Origin of the sequence: Cytobacillus firmus (assembly GCF_023657595.1) — a bacterium.
Classification (GTDB): domain Bacteria; phylum Bacillota; class Bacilli; order Bacillales; family Cytobacillaceae; genus Cytobacillus; species Cytobacillus firmus_B.
In genome coordinates this window covers 3,526,024-3,541,909 of the sequence record NZ_CP098323.1, presented here as the reverse complement: position 1 = coordinate 3,541,909, position 15,886 = coordinate 3,526,024, and the positions used below count along the sequence as shown (strand labels likewise).

General features: G+C 40.9%; 19 protein-coding genes. 16 read left to right on the top strand and 3 right to left on the bottom strand.

Annotated features, from left to right (window positions below; all coding sequences use genetic code 11):
- The first annotated feature begins 287 nt into the window (after positions 1-287).
- The 10 genes from NAF01_RS17935 (at position 288) to lysA (ending at position 9,462) form a co-directional block, all read left to right on the top strand.
- Entirely contained in the window at positions 288-1,592 is a 1,305-nt protein-coding gene (locus NAF01_RS17935; RefSeq protein WP_197213609.1) for a pyrimidine-nucleoside phosphorylase, read from the top strand.
- A gap of 144 nt (positions 1,593-1,736) precedes the next feature.
- On the top strand, positions 1,737-2,900 hold the full coding sequence (locus NAF01_RS17930; RefSeq protein ID WP_197247593.1) for a D-alanyl-D-alanine carboxypeptidase family protein: 1,164 nt from the start codon (positions 1,737-1,739) through the stop codon (positions 2,898-2,900).
- Positions 2,901-3,116: 216 nt separating this feature from the next.
- Complete coding sequence (spoIIAA, locus tag NAF01_RS17925) at positions 3,117-3,467, top strand: anti-sigma F factor antagonist (RefSeq protein WP_197213613.1); 351 nt, start codon at positions 3,117-3,119, stop codon at positions 3,465-3,467.
- 3 nt (positions 3,468-3,470) lie between these two features.
- The gene (gene spoIIAB / locus NAF01_RS17920; RefSeq protein ID WP_035330074.1) at positions 3,471-3,911 is read left to right on the top strand and encodes an anti-sigma F factor; all 441 of its coding nucleotides are present in this window, start codon (positions 3,471-3,473) and stop codon (positions 3,909-3,911) included.
- Between the two features lie 12 nt (positions 3,912-3,923).
- Positions 3,924-4,682, top strand: a complete 759-nt coding sequence (gene sigF, locus NAF01_RS17915) for an RNA polymerase sporulation sigma factor SigF (protein WP_250800935.1) — start codon at positions 3,924-3,926, stop codon at positions 4,680-4,682.
- A gap of 155 nt (positions 4,683-4,837) precedes the next feature.
- Positions 4,838-5,458 (top strand): stage V sporulation protein AA, encoded by a 621-nt coding sequence (locus tag NAF01_RS17910; protein WP_197247595.1) that lies wholly within the window; start codon positions 4,838-4,840, stop codon positions 5,456-5,458.
- Complete coding sequence (locus NAF01_RS17905; RefSeq protein ID WP_197213970.1) at positions 5,448-5,870, top strand: stage V sporulation protein AB; 423 nt, start codon at positions 5,448-5,450, stop codon at positions 5,868-5,870. The genes NAF01_RS17910 and NAF01_RS17905 overlap by 11 nt, the downstream gene beginning before the upstream one ends.
- Positions 5,871-5,921: 51 nt before the next feature.
- Positions 5,922-6,512: a stage V sporulation protein SpoVABEA gene (locus NAF01_RS17900; protein ID WP_197213615.1), complete on the top strand. Its 591-nt coding sequence runs from the start codon at positions 5,922-5,924 to the stop codon at positions 6,510-6,512.
- Complete coding sequence (locus NAF01_RS17895; RefSeq protein ID WP_197213624.1) at positions 6,484-7,968, top strand: spore germination protein; 1,485 nt, start codon at positions 6,484-6,486, stop codon at positions 7,966-7,968. Before NAF01_RS17900 ends, NAF01_RS17895 begins: the two co-directional genes overlap by 29 nt.
- A 174-nt stretch (positions 7,969-8,142) precedes the next feature.
- Positions 8,143-9,462, top strand: coding sequence for a diaminopimelate decarboxylase (gene lysA / locus NAF01_RS17890; protein ID WP_197213626.1), 1,320 nt, complete (start codon positions 8,143-8,145; stop codon positions 9,460-9,462).
- 26 nt (positions 9,463-9,488) lie between these two features.
- On the opposite strand, the gene NAF01_RS17885 is transcribed toward lysA, so the two are convergent.
- Complete coding sequence (locus tag NAF01_RS17885) at positions 9,489-10,358, bottom strand: DUF1002 domain-containing protein (protein ID WP_250800934.1); 870 nt, start codon at positions 10,356-10,358, stop codon at positions 9,489-9,491.
- A 480-nt stretch (positions 10,359-10,838) separates the two neighbouring features.
- Here NAF01_RS17885 and NAF01_RS17880 point away from each other — a divergent pair, with 480 nt between their 5' ends.
- Complete coding sequence (locus NAF01_RS17880) at positions 10,839-11,186, top strand: GNAT family N-acetyltransferase (protein ID WP_035330083.1); 348 nt, start codon at positions 10,839-10,841, stop codon at positions 11,184-11,186.
- 98 nt (positions 11,187-11,284) lie between these two features.
- Here NAF01_RS17880 and NAF01_RS17875 read toward each other — a convergent pair whose 3' ends face one another.
- The gene (locus NAF01_RS17875; RefSeq protein WP_197213630.1) at positions 11,285-11,806 is read right to left on the bottom strand and encodes a DUF309 domain-containing protein; all 522 of its coding nucleotides are present in this window, start codon (positions 11,804-11,806) and stop codon (positions 11,285-11,287) included.
- A gap of 191 nt (positions 11,807-11,997) precedes the next feature.
- Complete coding sequence (locus NAF01_RS17870) at positions 11,998-12,096, bottom strand: YjcZ family sporulation protein (protein ID WP_076258148.1); 99 nt, start codon at positions 12,094-12,096, stop codon at positions 11,998-12,000.
- A 207-nt stretch (positions 12,097-12,303) separates the two neighbouring features.
- On the opposite strand from NAF01_RS17870, the gene NAF01_RS17865 reads away from it, so the two are divergent.
- The 5 genes from NAF01_RS17865 to NAF01_RS17845 all read left to right on the top strand — a co-directional run bounded on the left by NAF01_RS17865 (position 12,304) and on the right by NAF01_RS17845 (position 15,735).
- On the top strand, positions 12,304-13,065 hold the full coding sequence (locus tag NAF01_RS17865; RefSeq protein WP_048008117.1) for a segregation/condensation protein A: 762 nt from the start codon (positions 12,304-12,306) through the stop codon (positions 13,063-13,065).
- Position 13,066: 1 nt separating this feature from the next.
- Positions 13,067-13,654, top strand: a complete 588-nt coding sequence (gene scpB / locus NAF01_RS17860; RefSeq protein ID WP_095244736.1) for an SMC-Scp complex subunit ScpB — start codon at positions 13,067-13,069, stop codon at positions 13,652-13,654.
- A 108-nt stretch (positions 13,655-13,762) separates the two neighbouring features.
- Complete coding sequence (locus NAF01_RS17855; RefSeq protein ID WP_250800933.1) at positions 13,763-14,185, top strand: hypothetical protein; 423 nt, start codon at positions 13,763-13,765, stop codon at positions 14,183-14,185.
- A gap of 28 nt (positions 14,186-14,213) precedes the next feature.
- Positions 14,214-14,702, top strand: a complete 489-nt coding sequence (locus NAF01_RS17850; RefSeq protein WP_048008120.1) for a YpuI family protein — start codon at positions 14,214-14,216, stop codon at positions 14,700-14,702.
- 142 nt (positions 14,703-14,844) lie between these two features.
- Positions 14,845-15,735: a superoxide dismutase gene (locus NAF01_RS17845; protein ID WP_250800932.1), complete on the top strand. Its 891-nt coding sequence runs from the start codon at positions 14,845-14,847 to the stop codon at positions 15,733-15,735.
- Positions 15,736-15,886 lie beyond the last annotated feature (151 nt).

Below are 15,886 nucleotides of genomic sequence, written 5' to 3'. Positions count from 1 at the left end.
TTTGGCGGTTATGCTGCTAACTTGGTTTAATAACTGAGTTTATTGGAGCGGAGGGTACTTGATCCTCGAAAATACTATCGCATTTTCTTCGTGCGGTGTTCATTCGAGGGAGCTTATTCAATGCCCTGCGGGAGGAGAGGGGTCGGGTGACCCACAGGCGAAGCCGAGGAGGCTCCCGTTCCTCCCCGCGGAAAGCTGCTGAAATCAACGGGCTGACTTTTTAAGCAAAACAACAATCGATTAGACTAAAGCCATAAGAAATGAATAAATGAAAGTGGTGTTTGCTGATGAGAATGGTGGATCTTATTGAAAAGAAAAGAGACGGACTGGAGTTAACGGCAGAAGAAATTCAATTTGTCATTAAAGGATACACAGACGGTTCAATCCCGGATTATCAGGTAAGTGCATTAACAATGGCAATCTTCTTCCAGGGGATGACAGAGAATGAAAGAGCCAACTTAACTATGGCAATGGTAGAGTCCGGTGATCAAATCGACTTATCCAAAATAGAAGGAATTAAAGTAGATAAACATTCAACTGGCGGTGTAGGTGATACGACAACACTCGTACTGGGCCCGCTTGTAGCTGCAGTAGGTGTTCCGGTTGCGAAGATGTCAGGGCGCGGCCTTGGACATACAGGCGGAACAATCGACAAGCTTGAGGCTGTTGAAGGATTCCATGTTGAAATAGAGAATGAAGAATTTATTAAGCTTGTTAATCAAAATAAAATTGCAGTCATTGGCCAGAGCGGGAACTTAACGCCAGCAGACAAAAAGTTATATGCACTGCGCGATGTAACAGCCACAGTGGACAGTATTCCTCTGATTGCAAGCTCGATTATGAGCAAAAAAATCGCTGCAGGTGCTGACGCCATTGTCCTTGATGTTAAGACAGGCGCCGGCGCATTTATGAAGACACTTGACGATTCACGTGAATTAGCAAAAGCGATGGTCCGCATTGGAAATAATGTTGGCAGAAACACAATGGCTGTCATCTCAGATATGAGCCAGCCGCTTGGATATGCCATTGGCAATGCCCTTGAAGTAAAGGAAGCTATCGATACATTAAGAGGCGAAGGACCTGAAGATCTTACTGAGATTTGCCTGACCCTTGGTAGCCATATGGTTTTCCTTGCGAAAAAAGCGGATTCATTGAAGGAAGCGCGCGAAAAATTAGAGAATGCTATGAAGGATGGTTCAGCTTTAGAAACATTTAAAGTATTCCTAAGCTCACAAGGCGGAGATGCGTCAGTTGTCGATGATCCGCAGAAACTGCCACAGGCAAAATATACATTTGAATTAGAAGCTAAGCAGGATGGCTATGTTTCTGAGATTGTTGCGGATGAAATTGGAACTGCAGCCATGCTATTGGGAGCAGGAAGAGCAACAAAGGAATCAGAAATTGATTTGGCTGTCGGCCTGATTTTAAGAAAGAAAATCGGCGACCGTGTACAGAAGGGCGAATCTCTCGTCACCATCTGCAGCAATTTCGAAAATGTAGAAGAAGTAAGAACTATGCTTTATGAAAACATTACACTCTCCACTGAAAATGTGGAGGCACCAGTATTAATTCATGAAGAAATAACTGAATAATACTGAATCAAGAAGCCGCCGGGGTGATATCCGGCGGCTTTTTTGCGTGGAGCTGACTGTTTAATTTTTTTTAGTCTTACTGAACTGTATAAATTTTCTTTAACTGGAAAAAATGGAGGCTATAAAGAATGGAGGTATTGTGTGATGAAACGACTCGTCTCATTAATGTTAATAGCATTATTAATGGCAACAATCTTTGCTCCTTCCGGGTTTGCAAGAGAAAGCAGCGCAGATTTAGCGGATAATGTGAAGTCCGCAATTCTTATCGAGCGTGATACCGGTTCGGTATTGTATGAAAAAAACAGCGGTGAACAGCTTCCGCCTGCCAGCATGACAAAAGTCATGACCATGCTCTTAATTATGGAAGCGATAGATGAAGGAAAACTGTCATGGGATGAGAAAATCCGGACAAGCGAATATGCGGCATCAATGGGCGGTTCGCAAATCTTCCTGGAGCCAGGTGAAGAAATGACCACCAAGCAAATGCTGCAGGGGATTGCCATTGGTTCCGGCAATGATGCATCCGTTGCAATGGCTGAGAGAATTGCCGGTTCAGAAGAAGCTTTTGTTGAAATGATGAATAAAAAGGCAAAGGAATTAGGGCTGAAAAATACCCAATTCCAAAACCCTACAGGCCTGTCAGCTAAGGAACATTACAGTACTGCACATGATATGGCCATAATGGCCAAAGAGCTTCTTAAATATGAGAAAATAACTGATTATACGGGCACATATGAAGCCTATCTTCGTGAAGACACAGATAAAAAATTCTGGCTGGTCAATACAAATCGCCTTGTGCGTTTTTATCCTGGTGTTGATGGCCTCAAAACCGGCTTTACCTCTGAGGCAAAATACTGTCTGACGGCAACAGCCGAGAAAGACGGAATGCGGGTTATAGCCGTTGTTTTTGGCGCACCGACATCAAAAGAACGCAATGCCCAAGTGACTAAAATGCTCGACTTTGCATTTAGCCAATATAAGACACACCCAATGTACGAAAGAAATCACGTTCTTGGAAAAGTAGAAGTCAGCAAAGGCGAAAAAAAGATGGTTGAAGCCCTGACCAGTGAACCGATTTCCCTTTTAACTAAAAAAGGTGAAAGCATTAAAGAAATTGAACAGAAGATTACTTTAAATAAAAAAATTAAAGCTCCTGTCCAAAAGGGTGATCAGATCGGAACATTAACTTTGAAAAAGGATGGAAAAGTCTTAGTTGAAAGTCCTTTAGTTTCTAAAGAAGACAGCAGTGAAGCATCATGGTGGACATTGTTTAAACGATCCATGGGGTTATTTTCAAAAATTGAATAATTTATTTTTGTCGAAAAACATCCCTATGATTATTATTTTTAGCGAAAATACACTAGTTTTGTCTCCAGGAAGGAAATGAAGCTACAGGCATCGAAATTGACTCACTATAAGGGCGGATACCGGAAGTTTATAAGATTCCGGATTATCCTATCCGGAGGAAAAGCATGAGCATTAGCGGCTTTTTCAGTGCGGATACCAGATAAGGAGGCTAAGATAGTGAGTCTTAACATTAATTTGGAAGTAAAGCATGATGTCTTATGTATTCGTTTAAGCGGGGAACTGGACCATCATTCGGCAGATGAACTGCGTGAACAGGCGACAAAGGCGATTGAAGATTATGACATCCATCATATTATATTAAACCTTGAGCAGCTTTCTTTTATGGATAGTTCAGGGCTTGGAGTGATTTTGGGCCGCTACAAACAAATTAAACAGAAGCATGGTGAAATGGTTGTTTGTGCGATTTCTCCAGCAGTGCAGAGACTATTTGATATGTCGGGTTTATTTAAGATAATCCGTTTAGAACCGACAGAAGAAAACGCACTGCAAAGATTGGGGGTTGCCTGAACGATGAAAAATGTGATGAACCTCGAATTCAGTGCGCTTAGCCAAAATGAATCATTCGCCCGTGTCACTGTTGCTGCCTTTATTGCCCAGCTTGATCCGACAATGGACGAACTTACAGAAATTAAAACGGTCGTTTCTGAAGCTGTAACCAACTCCATTATTCATGGCTATGAAAATGATCCTAATGGGGTTGTCTATATTTCTGTCCTGATTGAAGATGGATTTATTGATCTGACCATTAAGGATAAAGGCCTTGGGATTATGGATGTGGAAGAAGCACGGCAGCCATTATTTACAACAAAACCTGAATTGGAAAGATCAGGTATGGGCTTTACCATCATGGAAAATTTCATGGACGAAATTGAAATCAAATCGCAGCCGGGAATAGGCACAGAGATCCGATTAAGGAAGCATTTATCAAATAGTAAAATGCTATGCAATTAAGGGAGTCTTGCTATGGATGTGGAGGTTAAAGCAGAGAAGGGCCAAACCTATTTAAAGGACAATGAAGTCAAGGAGCTAATAAAGCAAAGCCAAAGCGGAGATCAGGGTGCAAGGGACAGAATTGTTCAAAAAAATATGCGTCTTGTCTGGTCTGTCGTTCAGAGATTCTTGAATAGAGGATATGAACCTGATGACCTCTTCCAGATTGGCTGTATCGGCTTATTGAAATCGGTTGATAAGTTTGATCTCAGTTATGATGTAAAGTTTTCGACCTACGCGGTTCCAATGATTATCGGAGAGATCCAAAGGTTTATACGGGATGATGGAACGGTAAAAGTAAGCCGTTCTTTAAAGGAAATGGGCAATAAAATCAGGAAAGCCAAAGACGAGTTATCAAAAACGCTTGGACGCATCCCAACCGTTACAGAGCTTTCCAAGTTCCTGGAAATTTCTCCTGAAGATATTATCCTTGCCCAGGAAGCAAGCAGGATCCCTTCTTCTATACATGAAACAGTATATGAAAACGACGGAGATCCCATTACACTGCTCGATCAGATTGATGATGGAAATGAAGGAAAATGGTTTGATAAAATAGCATTAAAAGAAGCGATCCGTGAATTGGATGAGCGGGAAAGACTGATTGTTTACTTGCGCTACTATAAAGATCAGACTCAATCCGAAGTGGCGGCAAGGCTTGGCATTTCCCAGGTGCAGGTGTCGCGTCTGGAAAAAAAGATACTACAGCAAATGAAAGACCGGATGGATATTTAAATCCATCCGGTCTTTCATTTTTTTGTCTAACAGCCAATTATTGGAGTTCATGAAGCTAATATATGTAACTCATACTAAATATAGACACAAAAGCGAAAAGCTCCAAATAGGCGATCAATTTCGAAGAGGATATCACTTTGTGGGAAGTGAGCATATTGGAAAAAACAGTTTATATTCGCTTGCGGCATCGGCTGCAAATACGGCCCAATCAGAGAATACTGCTGAAAGATATTGCACAGGTCATTGCCGATGATGACATTTACGAAAAGCTTTGTGCACTTCCGCTTTATCAAGTAAGCGAGCAGGACCGGAATATTGTGGTAATTGATGTTATGAAGGTAATTAGGAGCATAACCCGGATATTTTCAAACATTGAAGTCCAGTCGATCGGGCCTGCTCAAGCGATAGTTGAGGTTGTTACAAAGAAGCGTAAAGTATCATTTCCTCTATTTCTGCTGGTTTGGCTGCTTCTGTTCATAGGTGCTGCCCTCGCCATTATGAATTTTCATGAAGACGTGAGCATGCAGGCTGTACAGCTTAGAATTTACACTCTCATAACCGGGGAAGTGGACAGCAGGCCTCTCATTTTTCAAATCCCCTATTCGATTGGCCTGGGGCTTGGCATGATCATTTTCTTTAACCATGTTTTTAAGAAGCGGCTGAACGAGGAGCCAAGCCCACTGGAAGTAGAAATGTTCAATTATCAGCTTGATCTTGATAACTATGTTGCGTTGAAAGAAAACAAGGAGAGTATGAAGTATCTTGATGACCATTAATGTTGTCCTGGTAATGATCATAGGATTTTCAGGCGGGCTCGCTGTTGGTTCTGGTTTTGTTGCTTTCCTGGCTGTTTTGGGCATTATCCCAAGGCTTACCCAGTTGAGCAAAACGATGAAGATGATCCATTATTATGAAGCTGCAGTTATAATGGGGGCTTTGGCTGGTGCACTGGCAACTTTATGGAATCCGGTTTTCCACCTGACAGCCCTGTTACTAATACCCATTGGGCTTGCTTCGGGCATATTTATTGGCATGCTGGCAGCTGCTTTAACTGAAGTGCTGAATGTTTTTCCAATCCTTGCGAAAAGAATCGGAGTGGATGGGAAAATTGCGATTTTATTAATGGCATTTGTATTTGGAAAGGTGTTCGGATCACTGTTTCAATGGATTTATTTTGTAAATAAATAAGCAATCGGCTGAGCATATTTAAAAATGAGGATTCGGAAAGGAAAAACCGCTATGGATGAACGGAGGCACGTCATTCTTATAACAGATGGAGACGATTTTGCAAGGAAGACAGTTGAGCTTGTTGCTCAGGAAATTGGGGGAAGATGTTTATCCTTGTCGCATGGAAATCCTTCAATCTTAACCGGTCAGCAAATCGTCAAGCTGATAAAAAAAGTCTCCCACGATCCTGTGCTGGTCATGTTTGATGACAGCGGGTTTATCGGGGAGGGAGCTGGGGAGAATGCGCTGAAATATGTTGCGTGCCATAGGGATATCGATGTTCTGGGAATCATAGCTGTTGCCTCAAAAACAAGACAGGCTGAATGGACAAAAGTAGATGTATGTATTGATAATAATGGCGAATTAACCCCCTACGGAGTTGATAAGTTTGGAGTTCCCGAGATGGAAACAGGCAGAATCAATGGTGATACCGTTTATTGTCTTGATCAGCTGGATGTCCCGATAATCGTGGGGATTGGCGATATCGGGAAGATGTCCAAAAAAGATCATTATGATGCAGGATCACCAATTACTAAAAAGGCAGTAGAACTTGTATTGGAAAGGAGCGGCTATTATGGCACAAAGCAAGACGAAGGAAGATAAGACACCCATTTTTGAATCTGTACATGAAATTGAAAAATATATGAAAAAAAGAGTCGGTCTGGGAGATAGCTTCGATCTAGGTGTCAGAAAGCTAACGATATTAAGGAAAGATGTGCATTTCTATTATATTAATGGATTAACGGATACAAGTTTCATTATTGCCATCATTGAGGGACTGGTTGGGATCAATGACAGTGAAAAACTTTCCGCTAATCTATTTAAAATCATTGAAAACAGACTGAGGCATCAATCAATTGAGCACATTAAAACAATGGATGAGCTGGTCGATCAGGTGCTTTCAGGCCTAATTGTAGTTGTGGGCGAGGGAGAGGGAGAAGGGCTTGTCATCGATGTCAGAAGCTATCCCGGCAGAACTCCTCAGGAGCCGGATACTGAAAAAGTTGTCCGCGGATCAAGAGATGGCTATGTAGAAAATATTATAGTAAACACTGCCTTAACCCGCAGAAGAATTAGGGATGAAAGACTCCGGTTTGAAATAATGCGCGTAGGAGAAAGGTCAAAAACAGATGTTGCCATCGGGTATATTAAAGATGTTGCCAATAAAGATTTAGTTGATTTAATTAGAAAAGAAATAAAGGCAATTGAAATAGATGGAATTACCATGGCTGATAAAACAGTTGAAGAATTTATATTGAAACAGGGATACAATCCTTTCCCGCTGGTCCGGTATACGGAAAGGGCCGATGTGGCAGCAGCCCATTTGCTTGAGGGGCATGTTATTGTATTCGTTGATACTTCACCAAGTGTCATTATAACACCTACTACTTATTTTCATCATTTACAGCATGCGGAAGAATACAGGCAATCGCCAGCTGTCGGCACATTTCTCCGCTGGATTCGTTTCTTAGGCTTAATGGCATCGATTGTGCTGCTTCCGCTTTGGTTTTTGTTCGTTTTGGAGCCTTCACTCCTGCCTGAAAGAATTGCGTTTGTCGGTCCTAATGAAGAAACGAATATTCCTGTCATTGTCCAGCTGTTCCTTGCCGATGTCGGGATTGAATTTCTAAGGATTGCCGCTATTCATACGCCAACTCCGCTTTCAACCGCAATGGGTTTGATCGCAGCAGTACTTATCGGGCAAATTGCTATTGATGTTGGTTTGTTTGTGCCCGAGGTCATCTTGTATGTAGCGCTTGCAGCAATCGGAACATTTGCAACGCCGAGCTATGAATTGAGTATTGCCAATAAGATTGTAAGACTTGGCCTGCTTATTGCTGTCGCGATTTTCCATACACCAGGCTTGGTAGTAGGGCTTACACTGACCATTCTTCTGCTTGCAAGCATCAAATCATTAAACACACCATATCTTTGGCCGTTTATTCCATTCAGCCCGGTGGCTTTAACCCAAATCCTGATTCGCCGTTCGATGCCGGGCTCTAAAATACGGCCAAGCATTGTCCAGACTAAAAATCGTTACAAGCAGCCTGTAAAATAAGAAATACGCGTAATGCCGATTGCTAAGATACACGAAATATGGTAAAGTTTTTTTAATTAAATAAAGGATTAAAGGAAACAGAATAGACAGTCTCTTGGGATGCTGTCTATTTCTTTCATAAATTGATCAGTCTCGGGGGGCAATGACACCCGAGGAAAAGGAAGAGGGGGAACCATGTTTTTTCACGGCACCATGAAGGCAAATGACAAAGGGCATCTTGAAATTGGCGGTATGGATACAGTCGAACTCGCCGGTCAATTTGGAACACCTTTATACGTATATGATGTGGCATTAATAAGAGATAGAGCAAGGGGATTTAAGGAAACTTTCGAAAAGCTTGGAATAGAAGCACAAGTTGCATATGCGAGCAAAGCTTTCTCAACAGTAGCAATGGTTCAGCTTGTAGATGAAGAAGGACTATCATTGGATGTGGTATCAGGCGGAGAGTTATACACTGCTCTTGCTGCAGATTTTCCATCTGAAAGAATCCATTTTCACGGGAACAATAAGAGCAGAGAAGAACTTGAGATGGCTCTAAAGAATCATGTCGGCTGTATTGTTGTCGATAATTTTTATGAGCTGGAATTATTAGAGGAAATCTGTGAATCTCTTGCGGTTAAAACTAAAATTTTACTGAGGGTCACGCCAGGAATCGAGGCACATACCCATGACTATATCTTAACCGGTCAGGAAGATTCAAAGTTTGGGTTTGACCTGCAGAATGGTCAGGCTGAAAAGGCTCTGCTAATAGCTCTAAATTCAAGCTGGATTGAAACGCTTGGACTGCACTGTCATATCGGCTCTCAGATTTTCGATACAACAGGCTTCATTTTGGCTGCCAAGAAAATTTTTGAGAAGATGGCAGAATGGAAAGAAAAACATGCATATGAACCTAAAGTGCTTAACTTAGGCGGAGGTTTTGGAATCCGCTATACAGAAGAAGATGATCCGATTCATGCATCTAAATATGTTGAAGAAATTATCCTGGAAGTAAAAAAACAGGCTAAGCATTTTTCCATGAAGATGCCGGAAATTTGGATTGAGCCGGGGCGTTCCCTAGTGGGAGATGCCGGAACAACTTTATACCAGACTGGGTCACGCAAAGAGGTTCCAAATGTAAGAAATTATCTCGCTGTAGATGGCGGCATGAGTGATAATATCAGGCCGGCCCTTTATCAGGCTAAGTATGAAGCGGTATTGGCAAACCGGGTGTTGGATAAGCCGGAAGAGACAGTATCAATTGCCGGAAAATGCTGTGAATCAGGCGATATGCTTATTTGGGATTTGCCTCTTCCAAAAGCAGGTGATCAGGACCTCCTGGCTGTTTTCTGTACAGGCGCATACGGTTATTCCATGGCAAACAATTATAATCGAATCCCAAGGCCTCCTGTAGTTTTTATTGAAAATGGAGAGGCTAAGCTTGTTGTTAAAAGGGAAACATACGAGGATCTATTAAGATTGGATCTGCCCATTAATGAAAAAATAAAAAATTAAGCTGCCCCTAAGGCAGCTTAATTTTTTTAAGAAAAGAAGGCTTTAATCGCATCTATTGCACTAGTGAAAAAACGTTTTAGGCTTTCTAAAAATCCCTGGCCTTCTTCACTTTCAAGGTACTTGGAAATTTTGTCTTTTGCCTGGTTAAGCTGTTCACCGACCTGATTCCAATCGATATCAAGCTCTTTCAGCTTGTTAAATAAATCTATTAAGCTTAGAATCTCCTGTTCGGTAAGAGTGATGCCAAGGTCCTTTGCTGCATTTTCGATAATTGTTCTGAGTTCTGCATCGGTTTCAGGTGAATTTTTGGCAATTTCCTCTTTGATTTTGGTAATTAAAGCAGCTGCATTCTCGTTTCCAACCGAATCGCCAAGCTTTGCTGTTTCCACCATTTCTTCATTTGCCGCCTGTTTTACATCTTCAGGGATCGTTGTTTCAGCTGAAATTTCATATGCCTTAATAATGCCTGTTAAAGCAGCTGTTCCAGAAACATTTGCAGGTGCTGTAATATAAATTTTTGCATCTTTTACACCTGCAGTAATCAAGGCATTAATGTACATTTCATCAGTGACCCAGTTAATATTCTTAGTCTCGACTTCAAGGCCGGAGCCTTGTTTTGCTACTGTGACTGCTGAAGAAGATATCGCTCTTGTTCCTATAAGAGCCTTAGAGATATAATTTCCAAGATACTGATGTTCTTCCTCATTTGAAACAGTAATGATGGTCGCATCTTTTGGAGCTTTCATTTCAGCCAGAAGCATATTTTTTTGTTCTTCTGATAGATTCTCACCTAAAGTGACAATTACATCACCTTCCGCCATATCTGCAAATGCCTGTATCGGCAAAATAAATAATAGCGACATTATGAATAGTAAAAGCATTTTATTCCATTTCATGCGGTTACCTCCCGGAGTAAAAATAGGGAAGCCATATGCCAGTTCTGCGGCTCGCTTAATGGCTTCCTGTAAATAGACGATTCCTTCTGCGAAAAAGTTTCAACTCTCCTCTAACAGAAACCTTAGCTCAAAATGCCTATTTCAGCAAGCAGAATGGAATTATGAGAAAGAATAGTGTAAAATGAATGATAGTTTGTAAGTCATAGGATTTATATATAAATGGGGGCAGTAAGGAAATATGAAAAAAAGCAATTGGCTTCTTTTTATAATATTGCTTGTGTTAAGCATCGGATGGGGACTTGTTTACTGGTTCTTTATAGTATAGGCTTTGCCGAAGGCGTCAAGGTAATGAATTAGCCGGTTTTATTCGAAAATAGCAACATTCAGCATGAATACATATACTGTTATGAAAAGTTTACAAACATTAAAATTTGGGAAAAATAGTTTATGATGTTTTTATTCAAATAATGAGGGATTAATATGCTAATTCGATATAAAAAGTCATTTGAAAAAATTGCAATGGGTCTTTTATCTTTCATGCCTAATGAAAAAGACTTGAAAAGGCTGCAGCAGACGATGAAGCAATATGAATCAGAAGAAAATCGGCAGCTGTTTTTGTGGAAGGAAGGCGAAGATATCATTGGACTGGTCGGCGTTACTTCAAGTGATCAGACAATGGAGATTCAGCATATCTCTGTTAACCCGTCACACCGGCATCAAGGCATTGGCAAAACAATGATAAAAGCATTGGATGAACTATATCCTGGGAAAACTTTAACTGCAACCGATGAAACCGAATCTTTTCTAAGCAAATGTGATGTTAATTAACAAAAGCGGAAGTGCCTGCACAAACCCGCACCCGGTCAGCTTAACCGCTATCGGGGTTCAGCAATATGCTTTGCTACATGGAAAAGGCAGCGAATAAATTATTCCTGCCTTTTTTTCCGGTTCAGGGCATCAAGTCTTTCTTTAATAACCATGGTTCTATCTCTTCTTTTATGGCGGTGCACAATATCTTTATCTGGTAAATTGCTGTCAAAGCACCAGGAAAATCCTTTGGATGCGCAGAACTTCATACATTCTTCCTTAAGTAAGGGATCTATAATTGGCAAGTTAACGCTGGAGTAATGTCCGCCTTTTTGAATCAGGAGAAGCCTGTTCTTAAGATCCTTTATCAATTGACCTGTTTCCAGACCCAGTGCCTGTATCTCTTCAGCTCTGCTCTCCAAAATGACGATTCCTTTGCGGAGGGTTCGTTCAGCACCATTTAAATTCTTTCTGCGATGATGATAAAAAGAAACTGCCATAAGAATTAATCCGACCCATGCAGACTTTTTATTGTTTGGGTCCGTACTCTTCCAATATTCCTCCAGTAACTCGTGACATTCAAAATAATCTCGGTCACCATGAAAATGGACCAGGAACTCAATATATTTATCAGGATACATACTTTCACTCCTTGACAATTCTTACTTCATTTTACCACAGCACAATCGATTAACAGAAAAATAAAAACCCGGCGCTTAACCGGGCTTTAACAGCTGATAAATCTGAACATATATATTGATGATTTTGGTTTCTAACAGGACAGCCTTGTCTATCGGCAAATGTGCAGAATCTGCTTAATAAACAAGGAGGTTTAGAAGAACCAGGAAGCTCCGACAATAATTAATAGGATGAACAGAACGACAATTAAAGCAAACCCGGTTCCGCAATCTCCAAATCCAGTATTAGACATATAAAATACCTCCTGTATCTTTATTTCCCTACATCGTATGTAGGCAATTGCCTTATTGATTGGGCGGTTCAAAAAAATCACGAATGAAGCAGGGGCATTGCTGACAGGGTTATTTTTCTATTGGATAACATCCATGAATAATCTATACTAGATATAGCCTTTTGGCATTTAAGGGAATTTATATTAGGAAAATTTGGTGGGTATTTTATGCAATATGATCATTATAACGTCAAAATAGATGCTTTCGAGGGGCCTCTGGATCTTCTTCTTCATCTTATTAACAGGCTGGAAATTGATATCTATGACATTCCTGTATCAGAAATTACCGAGCAGTACCTCATTTATATACATACAATGAAGGAGCTTCAGCTTGACGTAGCAAGCGAATATCTTGTAATGGCCGCAACGCTTCTGGCAATTAAAAGCAAAATGCTGCTGCCAAAGCATGATGAGGAAGAGCTCGAGGATGAATTTGGAATGGAAATGGAAGAAGACCCCAGAGATGAACTTGTAGAACGGCTGATTGAATACCGTAAATATAAGGAAGCTGCAGAGGAGCTTAAGGAGCGGGAACAGGATAGAAGTTTAATGTATACAAAGCCGCCTGCAGACCTTTCGGAATATGTGAATGAAACACAGCAGGAAAAAGCTGATTTGAATGTAAGTCTTTATGATATGCTTGGCGCTTTGCAAAAGTTATTAAGAAGGAAGAAACTGCAAAGGCCGCTTTCTGCAAAAGTTGCCCGCCAGGAGATTCCCATTGAGAAGCGGATGTCTGAAATTGTGGAACAGTTAAGAAGTGTAAAAGGCAGGAAAAAATTCACCGATCTTTTTCCGGTATCGGACAGAGAGCATATAGTAGTAACTTTCCTGGCGGTACTGGAGTTAATCAAGCGAAAAGAAATTCAGGTCGAGCAGGACAAAAATTTCTCTGATATTTTTGTAGCTTCCATGGAAGGAGGAAAATAGTGTGGAGATCGTTAATTGGAAGGGGATAGCCGAAAGCCTCCTGTTTGCAGCTGGTGATGAAGGCTTGTCTCTTAAGCAAATTGCCCATGTGCTGGAGGTGGAAGAGAATCAGGCCCGTGAAATAATGGACAGTCTTATGGAAGACTACAATACTGGCAGCCGCGGAATAATGGCTGTTGAATTGGCGGGGACTTTTCAGCTGGTTACGAAAAAAGAGTTTTCCCCATACCTGAAGAAGCTGGTAGAGTCTCCTTCTGCCGCTTCCCTTTCTCAGGCGGCACTCGAGACGCTCGCAATTATTGCTTACAGACAGCCCATTACAAGGACAGAAATTGAGGAAATTAGAGGAGTCAAGACAGAGAGACCTCTTCATACATTGTCTGCTAAAGCCTTGATTAAAGAAGTTGGACGGGCAGATGGAACAGGGCGTGCCTATTTGTATGGAACGACTAAAGAGTTCCTTGATTATTTTGGCCTTAAAAGCATAGAAGAGCTTCCGCCACTCCCGGATAAGATCAGTGAAGAAGAGGATTCATTACAGGAAGAGGCTGATTTATTCTTTGAAAAGTTCCAGGAGCTCGATTCTTGAGTTTTCTGACACATTACATAGGAAGTGTGGTAAAATAGATTTAAATTTTTCCCTTTCCTTTTAATACATATTAATCTTGTAAACCATCGGGAAATAGGAGGGTTTTGCTTGCTGATTAAACATTGCAGGGGATATGAGCTTGAAAAAGAAAAGCCAAACACCTCGGAAGATTTTTTTAACAGAAGTGAGATTGTGTTCGAAGAAGATGGACAGGAGAAGACTTTTCATGTTTTATACGTCCGTTTCTTTGATGAATCCATGAATGAGTTCACACCATATGACCAGGATCCAGTCTTTAAGGCTGGTTCTAGAGAAGTTCAGTTCAAGGATATTGTTGCTCTTTCATGTTTATTGAAGAACCCGGGTTTTAGACATCGCAAACGAATTTATCTTAATTCAAAGGCTGATTTTGCATCCTATTTTCAGGATCTGGAATTTTCCAAGCTTCCCTCCATTTTTGAAGCGCTGGAGAGTAAAAAATCCTATGACCTGCGATCACCTTTAGATTTCATTGTTCAACCGCAACAATAGCCAGTTTATAATTATGGGGGTGTAATGGATGGGGAATTCAATTGTTAAATCACAGATGGAAGATGTGAAAAATTTCCTCGGTAATAGCGTTGCCGCATTTGAAGATTTCTTAAATAATACAACAATAAAAGATCTTGAAGCAGAACAACAAGGGAATGCGAATTATTATAAAAGTATCCTCTCACATGTTAGAAAACTGCTTGTATATTGTGAAGAAGGACTTGATGCCAGCACGATCATATTAAAAAGTGACCCTTTCCAAAAAGGGGCTGCCGAAAAGACGTTATACCGGATTTACCATCAATGCATTGAAGAGTTTTTTTCTCCGAAAAATGATGCATGGTTTGAGAATAGCCGTTCAGCATATACAGGAAAAAACTCAATCCAGTTTCATGATGAAGTTCCGGACAGCCTCAAATCAATGTTCAGGCAGCTGGAAGGAGAGTTTCAAAGGGTTCGTGAGGAACTTGAATATTACGAAACAGATTACCGGACAAAAATGATTCAATCAAAATAGCATTGGAAGTGGAGAACAGCGGGCAGCTGTTCTTTTTTTTCTGGCACGTTATAGGGAGATTTCCATTTTCATTGGAAAACGTACAAACTTTCACTCATACAAATAGAAAGTGAGCTATTTATGGAAGCGAGTGAGGGATTGTATGAGTAAAATGGAAGATTACATTAAGGACGTTACGAAATGGAACAAAGAGCTAAGAGATTTTTTAGACTCGGAGGATGTTGAACAAAACAATGAATTGTGGCAGAGGCTGGATCATTTTACCGAAATTATGGATGGAATAAACGGCCCGCTGGATATAGAAGCTTTGGAAAAGCTGCAGAAACAAGTGGACTCTCTTCATTCTGATATGGAGAATTACTTTTCCAATAGACAGCAACTTGGAAATATCTATATGAATGAAACGTACATTTCTGCGGGAAAGCATATTTTACCCCCGCTGCCTTACGATTACAGCGCACTTGAACCGCATATCTCAGGGGAAATTATGAGGCTGCATCATGATAAGCATCATCAATCATATGTAGATGGCTTGAACAAAGCAGAGGTAATGCTCCAAAAAGCAAGGAATAATAATGATTACAGCCTCGTAAAACACTGGTGCCGCGAGCTGGCCTTTCATGGTTCCGGTCATTATTTGCATACGATTTTCTGGAATAATATGAGTCCTGAAGGCGGTGGGAAACCTTCCGGTGCACTCCTGAAGGAAATGAACAAATACTTTGGGAGCTTTGAGAAATTCAAAAGCCACTTCACTGAAGCAGCCAAGCAGGTAGAAGGAGTGGGCTGGGCAATCCTGGTGTGGTCTCCAAGAGCGCGCAGGCTCGAAATACTTCAATCGGAAAGGCATATGCTTTTAACCCAGTGGGATACAATCCCTCTGCTGGCTTTGGATGTATGGGAACATGCTTATTATCTGCAATATAAAAATAACCGTGGTGACTATATTAAAAATTGGTGGAATGTTGTCAACTGGAAGGATGTAGAAAACAGGTATTTAAAAGCATCTGAATTAAAATGGAAGCCTTTCTAAATAGGAGCAGAAATAAGCAAGAGGGGAGTACTAAGCGTATTCCCCTGTTTTTTGATGTACAAGCCGTTTCCAAATCCACAATACAAGTCAAACATAATAGTCATATCACTACTTGTCCTGCATAAACTTGTACAAATAAATGAAAACATGC

Excerpts from the sequence above, each read along its gene's own strand:
- NAF01_RS17935 (WP_197213609.1), top strand. The coding sequence starts at position 288 with ATGAGAATGGTGGATCTTATTGAAAAGAAAAGAGACGGACTGGAGTTA.
- NAF01_RS17930 (WP_197247593.1), top strand. The coding sequence starts at position 1,737 with ATGAAACGACTCGTCTCATTAATGTTAATAGCATTATTAATGGCAACA.
- spoIIAB (WP_035330074.1), top strand. The coding sequence starts at position 3,471 with ATGAAAAATGTGATGAACCTCGAATTCAGTGCGCTTAGCCAAAATGAA.
- sigF (WP_250800935.1), top strand. The coding sequence starts at position 3,924 with ATGGATGTGGAGGTTAAAGCAGAGAAGGGCCAAACCTATTTAAAGGAC.
- NAF01_RS17905 (WP_197213970.1), top strand. The coding sequence starts at position 5,448 with ATGACCATTAATGTTGTCCTGGTAATGATCATAGGATTTTCAGGCGGG.
- NAF01_RS17900 (WP_197213615.1), top strand. The coding sequence starts at position 5,922 with ATGGATGAACGGAGGCACGTCATTCTTATAACAGATGGAGACGATTTT.
- NAF01_RS17895 (WP_197213624.1), top strand. The coding sequence starts at position 6,484 with ATGGCACAAAGCAAGACGAAGGAAGATAAGACACCCATTTTTGAATCT.
- lysA (WP_197213626.1), top strand. The coding sequence starts at position 8,143 with ATGTTTTTTCACGGCACCATGAAGGCAAATGACAAAGGGCATCTTGAA.
- NAF01_RS17885 (WP_250800934.1), bottom strand. The coding sequence starts at position 10,358 with ATGAAATGGAATAAAATGCTTTTACTATTCATAATGTCGCTATTATTT.
- NAF01_RS17880 (WP_035330083.1), top strand. The coding sequence starts at position 10,839 with ATGCTAATTCGATATAAAAAGTCATTTGAAAAAATTGCAATGGGTCTT.
- NAF01_RS17875 (WP_197213630.1), bottom strand. The coding sequence starts at position 11,806 with ATGTATCCTGATAAATATATTGAGTTCCTGGTCCATTTTCATGGTGAC.
- NAF01_RS17870 (WP_076258148.1), bottom strand. The coding sequence starts at position 12,096 with ATGTCTAATACTGGATTTGGAGATTGCGGAACCGGGTTTGCTTTAATT.
- NAF01_RS17865 (WP_048008117.1), top strand. The coding sequence starts at position 12,304 with ATGCAATATGATCATTATAACGTCAAAATAGATGCTTTCGAGGGGCCT.
- NAF01_RS17850 (WP_048008120.1), top strand. The coding sequence starts at position 14,214 with ATGGGGAATTCAATTGTTAAATCACAGATGGAAGATGTGAAAAATTTC.
- NAF01_RS17845 (WP_250800932.1), top strand. The coding sequence starts at position 14,845 with ATGAGTAAAATGGAAGATTACATTAAGGACGTTACGAAATGGAACAAA.